The organism is Rhodococcus sp. EPR-147, from assembly GCF_001647185.1.
Classification (GTDB): domain Bacteria; phylum Actinomycetota; class Actinomycetes; order Mycobacteriales; family Mycobacteriaceae; genus Rhodococcoides.
Genome location: NZ_LVCU01000544.1, coordinates 20,897 through 27,223, shown reverse-complemented (window position 1 = coordinate 27,223; position 6,327 = coordinate 20,897). Strand labels below are relative to the sequence as shown.

Annotated in this window: 4 protein-coding genes; all 4 read right to left on the bottom strand. The window is 64.6% G+C overall.

Annotated elements, in window-relative coordinates:
* The coding region (locus A2J02_RS24165) for an ABC transporter ATP-binding protein (protein ID WP_231911503.1) at positions 1-1,496 on the bottom strand (1,496 nt) is incomplete at its 3' end.
* A gap of 8 nt (positions 1,497-1,504) precedes the next feature.
* Positions 1,505-3,235, bottom strand: a complete 1,731-nt coding sequence (locus tag A2J02_RS24160; RefSeq protein ID WP_068054689.1) for an ABC transporter ATP-binding protein — start codon at positions 3,233-3,235, stop codon at positions 1,505-1,507.
* Positions 3,236-3,323: 88 nt separating this feature from the next.
* Positions 3,324-5,612 (bottom strand): MMPL family transporter, encoded by a 2,289-nt coding sequence (locus A2J02_RS24155; RefSeq protein ID WP_068054685.1) that lies wholly within the window; start codon positions 5,610-5,612, stop codon positions 3,324-3,326.
* A gap of 2 nt (positions 5,613-5,614) precedes the next feature.
* On the bottom strand, positions 5,615-6,292 hold the full coding sequence (locus A2J02_RS24150; RefSeq protein WP_068054682.1) for a TetR/AcrR family transcriptional regulator: 678 nt from the start codon (positions 6,290-6,292) through the stop codon (positions 5,615-5,617).
* Positions 6,293-6,327 lie beyond the last annotated feature (35 nt).

Here is a 6,327-nt window from a genome sequence, read left to right as displayed (position 1 = left end):
TCGCCGTAGGCGATGTTGTCGCGAATGGTTCCGCCGAACAGCCAGGTGTCCTGCAGCACCATTCCGGTGCGAGCGCGCAGTTCCTCACGGGTCATCTTGCGGGTGTCGACGCCGTCGAGGGTGATTCGGCCGGAATCGATCTCGTAGAACCGCATGATGAGGTTCACCAGGGTGGTCTTGCCCGCGCCGGTCGGTCCGACGATCGCGACCAGATGTCCGGGATCGGCCACCAGCGAGAGGTTCTCGATGAGCGGGCGGTCGGGAGAGTAGCCGAACGAGACGTCCTCGAATTCGACGCGTCCTCGGCGCTCGGTGGGCCGCACCGCATCGGCCGGGTCGGCGTCTTCTTCCTCGGCGTCGAGGACCTCGAAGATGCGCTCGGCCGACGCGACACCCGACTGCACCAGGTTCACCATCGAACCCACCTGCGTGAGCGGTTGCGTGAACTGACGCGAGTACTGGATGAACGCCTGCACCTCACCGAGCGTGAGCGTGCCCGACGCGACCCGCAGCCCGCCGACCACGGCGATGACCACGTAGTTGATGTTCCCGAGGAACATGATGACGGGCATGATCATGCCGGAGATGAACTGCGCCCGAAAGCTCGACTGGAACAACTTCTCGTTGCGCTCGCCGAACTCGCGCTCCACCTCGGCCTGACGACCGAAGGCCTTGACGATCTCGTGGCCCGTGTACGTCTCTTCGATCTGCGCGTTCAATTTGCCGGTGTGCTTCCACTGCGCGACGAAGTGCGGTTGTGAACGCTTGGCGATGACGGCGGTCACCGCGAACGACGCCGGAATGGTCAGCACCGCAACGAGAGCCAGCAACGGCGAGATCCAGATCATGACGCCGAGGATGCCCAGCACGGTGAGAATGCCGGTGATCAACTGACTGAGCGTCTGCTGCAGGCTGGTGGAGACGTTGTCGATGTCGTTGGTGACGCGGCTCAGTGTCTCGCCGCGAGCATGGTTGTCGAAGTACTTGAGCGGCAGTCGATGCACCTTCGCTTCGACGCTGCCGCGCAGCAACAGGATTCGACGCTGCAGCGCGATGTTGAGGATGTATCCCTGCGCCCAGGCCAGCACCGCAGAGAGCACATACAGAACCAGGACCCACAGCAGCACGGTTCCCACTGCACCGAAGTCGATTCCGGCTCCTGGGGTCAGGTTCGTCCCGGACACCAGATCTGCGACGGAGTCGTTCCCCTCCGCCCGGAGCTGGTCGATGGCCTGATCTCGGGTCTGACCCGGATCGAGCTCGCGGCCGACGACGCCGTTGAAGATGAGGTCCGTCGCGTGTCCGAGGACGCTGGGTGCCGCGACGGTCAGCACGGTGCTGGCGATACCGAACAACAGCATCACCGACAGGAGCAGTCGCTCGGGAGCGAGCAGGCCCACCAGACGCTTGAACGAACCTTTGAAGTTGCGGGCCTTGGTTCCCGGCTTCACAGTCTTGGAGACGGGGGCGATCTCTTCCTCTTCCGTCTTCTCCACCTGCGCGGTCACAGTGCACCCACTGCGTGCTGCGAGTCGACGATCTCGGCGTAGGTGGGGCAATCGGCCATCAATTGGTCGTGGGTACCCACACCTACCGGCTTTCCGTCGTCGAGTACGAGTATCTGATCGGCGTCGATGATGGTCGAGACGCGCTGCGCGACAACGATCATGCATGCATCTCTCGTCACTGCCTTCAGAGCCGCGCGCAAATTGGCGTCGGTGGTGAGGTCGAGTGCGGAGAACGAGTCGTCGAACAGATAGATGCTGGGTTTGCGGACGAGCGCGCGGGCGATGGCCAGGCGTTGCCGCTGACCGCCGGAGACCGTCGTACCACCCTGCGCGACGGGAGTGTCCAATCCCTCCGGCATGGCCCGAACGAAGTCGGCACCCTGGGCGATCTCGAGAGCCTCCCACAGTTCCGCGTCGGTGGCGTCGGACTTGCCGTAGCGCAGGTTGCTCGCGATGGTGCCCGAGAACAGATACGGCTTCTGCGGGATCAGACCTATCTCGGAGCGCAGCAGATCCAGATCGAGTTCGCGGATGTCGACGCCGCCGACGCGTACCTCACCGCCGGTGACGTCGATGAGTCGCGGAATCAGGTTGACGAGGGTGGACTTTCCCGAGCCGGTGCCGCCGATGATGGCGGTGACCTTGCCGGCCTCGGCCCGCAGGTTCACTCCGCACAGCACCGGATATTCGGCACCGGGGAAAGAGAATTCGGCGTTCACGAGCTCGACCGTTCCCGGCGAGGATGCGAAAGTCTTGGGCTTGTCCGGCAACACGACCGAGGATTCGGTGGCCAGTACCTCACTGATGCGATCGGCACACACCGACGCGCGGGGAACCATCATCGCGATGAAGGAGGCCATCATCACCGACATGAGAATGAGCATGATGTAGCTCAGAAGTGCTGTGAGAGAACCGATCTGCATCGTGCCGTCGTCGATCGCGTGGCCACCGAACCAGATGACGGCAACGCTGGTGACGTTGCTGATGAGCATGACCGTCGGGAACATCAGTGCCATGAGCCGACCGACGCGCAGGGCGGTATCGGTGAGCGCGGCGTTGGCCGACCCGAAACGGTCGATCTCGAAATCCTCGCGAACGAAGGCTCGCACCACGCGAATTCCGGTGATCTGCTCGCGCAGGACACGATTGACGGCGTCGATACGCTTCTGCATCGAGCGGAACGCGGGGACCATTTTGACGATGATCAGGCCCATGGAGATCGCGAGCCCCGGCACCGCGATCATCAGGATCCACGACAACCCGAGATCCTCGCGCAGCGACATCACGATGCCGCCGACGCACATGATCGGTGCCATCACCACGATGGTGAACCCCATGACGATCACCAGCTGCACCTGCTGAACGTCGTTGGTGTTGCGGGTGATCAGCGACGGCGCTCCGAACTGGCCGACCTCACGGGCGGAGAACGTGCCGACGCGATGCAGGATGGCACCGCGCAGGTCGCGTCCGACACCCATGGCCGCGCGCGCACCGATGAACACCGCGGCCACCGAGCTGATGATCTGCACTGCCGAGACCAGCAACATGACTCCGCCGGCCGAGAGGATGTAGCCGGTGTCGCCGGTGGTGACGCCCTTGTCGATGATGTCGGCGTTGAGACTGGGCAGGAACAGGGCCGCCAGCGTGGCGACCAGTTGCAGCAGAATCAACGCGACGATCGGCATCTTGTACGGAGCCAGATACGTGCGCAGCAGGGGGATCAGCATGATGACCGAAGATTACTCGTACACATGGATAACAGTCTCTCCGTTCGAGTATTACGGGTAATCTTCGGCCTCAGCCGCGACGCAAGTACTACGCGCTCTTCTCCGGGGCCGTCTTCAGCTTGGCACCTTCGATGTCGACGTTGGGCAGGATCTTGTCCAGCCACTTCGGCAGCCACCAGGCCTTGTCGCCCATCAGCGCCATCACCGACGGGATCAGCACCATGCGCACGACGAAGGCGTCGAAGAACACGGCTGCGGCGAGCGCGAATCCGATGGACTTGATGAACGAGTCCGGCTCGGCGATGAAGGCGGCGAACACCGAAATCATGATGACTGCAGCCGAGGTGACCACGCGTGCGCCGTACTTGAAGCCGTTGACGACGGCGTCCTTGGCGGCGGCTCCGTGGACGAACTCCTCACGCATCCGCGAGACGAGGAACACCTGGTAGTCCATCGCCAGGCCGAACACCACACCGATGAGGAAGATCGGCATGAAGCTGACGATCGGCTGCGGGTTGGAGATCAGGCCGAGCCCGCCCTCTTGGAAGATGAACACCGTGGCACCGAACGTCGCGAGCACGCTGAGCAGGAAGCCGAGTGTCGCGGTCAGCGGCACCAGGATCGAGCGGAACACGAGCATCAGCAGCACGAACGCCAGGCCGACCACCACTGCCAGGTACGGGATCAACGCGTCCTGCAGTCGTTCGGAGACGTCGAGTTCGAGCGCCGTCTGGCCGGTGACGCCGTACGAGACGCCGTCGCTGGCCTGCACGCCCGGTTCGGCGTTGCGGATGTTGGCCACCAGGTCCTTGGTCTGCTCGCTGTTGGGCGAGGAAGACGGGGTGACGAGGATCTGAGCGGTGTCACCGGCCGGGTTGACGGCGATGATCTGCGCGTTGGTGACGTCGGACTGACCGGTGATGGTCTCGACGACCTTGCCGAACGAGGCAGTCCGGTCGGCCTCGGCAACGCCGGATGCGTCGGCGATGACCAGCAACGGTCCGTTGCGTCCCGGCCCGAAGCCCTCGTCGACGATGTCGTAGGCCTGACGTGCGGGCGTCGACGGGTCGGCGGTGGCGGTGGACGGCAGTGCCAACGACAGTCCTGTGGTCGGGCCTGCGATGACGCCGAGGAGAACGATGCCGCCGATGAGACCCAGCGCGGGCCTCTTGACCAGGAACCGCGCCCAACGCAGTCCGTTGGTGGCCTTGGCGTTCGGGTCCTCGGGATCGGTGGTGTTGACGAACTTGACCTTGCCCGCGAAGGCCTTGCCCTTGTAGAGACCGAGCATGGCCGGCAGGAACGTCAGTGCGATCAGGACCGCGATGAACACCGCGAAACCGGCAGCCGCACCCATCTGGGACAGGAACGGAATGCCGACGACGCGCAGCGCGACGAGGGCGATGAGCACGGTCGCGCCGGCGAACACGACGGCCGAGCCTGCGGTTCCCACGGACCGCCCGACGGCTTCCTCGCGGTCGTCGGTGAGCGTCAACTCGTGTCGATAGCGGGCGAGGATGAACAGCGAGTAGTCGATGGCGACGGCCAAGCCGATCATGATGGCGAGAACCGGTGTGAACGACGACAGGTCGGCGAAACCGGACGCCGTGGTGATCGCCAGACTCGAGATGCCGATGCCGACGATGGCCGTGATGAGCGGCAGGCTGGCGGCCGCGGCGGAGCCGAACATGATGAGCAGCACCACGGCGGCGACTGCGAGACCGACGAGTTCGGACGTTCCACCGGGCGAGACGTTCTCCTGCGCGACGGTACCGCCGAGCAGAACCGTCAGGCCGGCGTCACGGGCGGGCTGCGCGGCCTCGTCGAGCTGGGTGCGGATCTCATCGGTGACGTCGGCGAGTTCGACGTTGATCGGCACGGTGACCGTGCCGACGTTGCCGTTGGGGCTCAGCGGAGACGTGGCAGCGGCGTCGGCGGCCACCTGATCGGCCGGGGTGCCTGCTTCCGTTGCCGCTTCGGTGTACCGCTCGATGATCGACTGGTTGGCCGCGACCGGGTTGGCCAGTGCCGGAGCGCCTTCCGCAGGCTTGGCCGCGTCGATCTTCTCGATTTCGGCGATGCTGGCATCGATGGCCGAGGTGTACTGCGGGGTGTCCAGCGTCTGCCCGTCGGGTGCCTGGAACACGTACTCGGCACTGACCGCGGTGAGCGGATCCTCGGCGTTGCCGAAGCGCTCCTCCTGCAGGTCCAGTGCGGCCTGGGCGGGCGTTCCCGGGATGGAGAACGAGTTGACCGTCGGGCCGGACAGCGTCGCTGCGCCCACCCCGGCGAGAACCAGAATCGCCAGCCACAGTCCGAGGACCATGCCCTTGCGTCGGTACGCGAATCTTCCGATTCGGTAGAGATAGGTGGCCACTGTCAAGCTCCTCGGTTGTGTTCGGACGAGTGGGGGTGGGGTTCGGGAGTGGAGCCTGCGGAACGACCCTTGGGCTCGGGTAGGCCCGCGCGGAGTTGGTCGAAGGCGTCCTCGATGAGCGCCCTCGGCGTCGATGCGCCTGCGGAGTCGGTGACCCAGATGTTCAGTGCTGCAGTGACGGCACCACCGACGGCCATCTGGAGCAGGTTGGGGTAGAGATCGGTGTCGATATCGGTGCCGGTTCGCTCGGCGATGGCTTCGCCGAGCTTGCGGGTCAGCGATTGGTGCATCTCGAGCTTGCGGGCCATCAGGGCGGGGTTGGCTTCGATCAGCCGCGCTGCCGCAAAAGTGTCGTCCAGATCCCGGCCGGGGTCCGCGACGAGGTCGATTGCGATGTGCCGCAACGAGTCCCAGATCGGTTCGGTCGCCGGCCTGGCGCGCAGGAGCTCGAACCATTCGAGGGCAGACACCTCGATGTGATGGAGAACTGCTTCTTCTTTGTTGGAGAAGTAGTTGTGGAACGTACGGGTGGAGACTCCCGCTTCGTGCGCGATGGCGTCGGCGGTGACCGCGTCGATGCCGTGCTCCTTGCCCAGACGCACGGCGGCCATGCCGAGTGCGTCGCGGGTTGCGGCCTTCTTCAGATCACGAAGGCCCGTCGGAGAAGTCACGACTACCAACCTACGGAACTTGCACTGTTCTGCAAGTTTGCAGT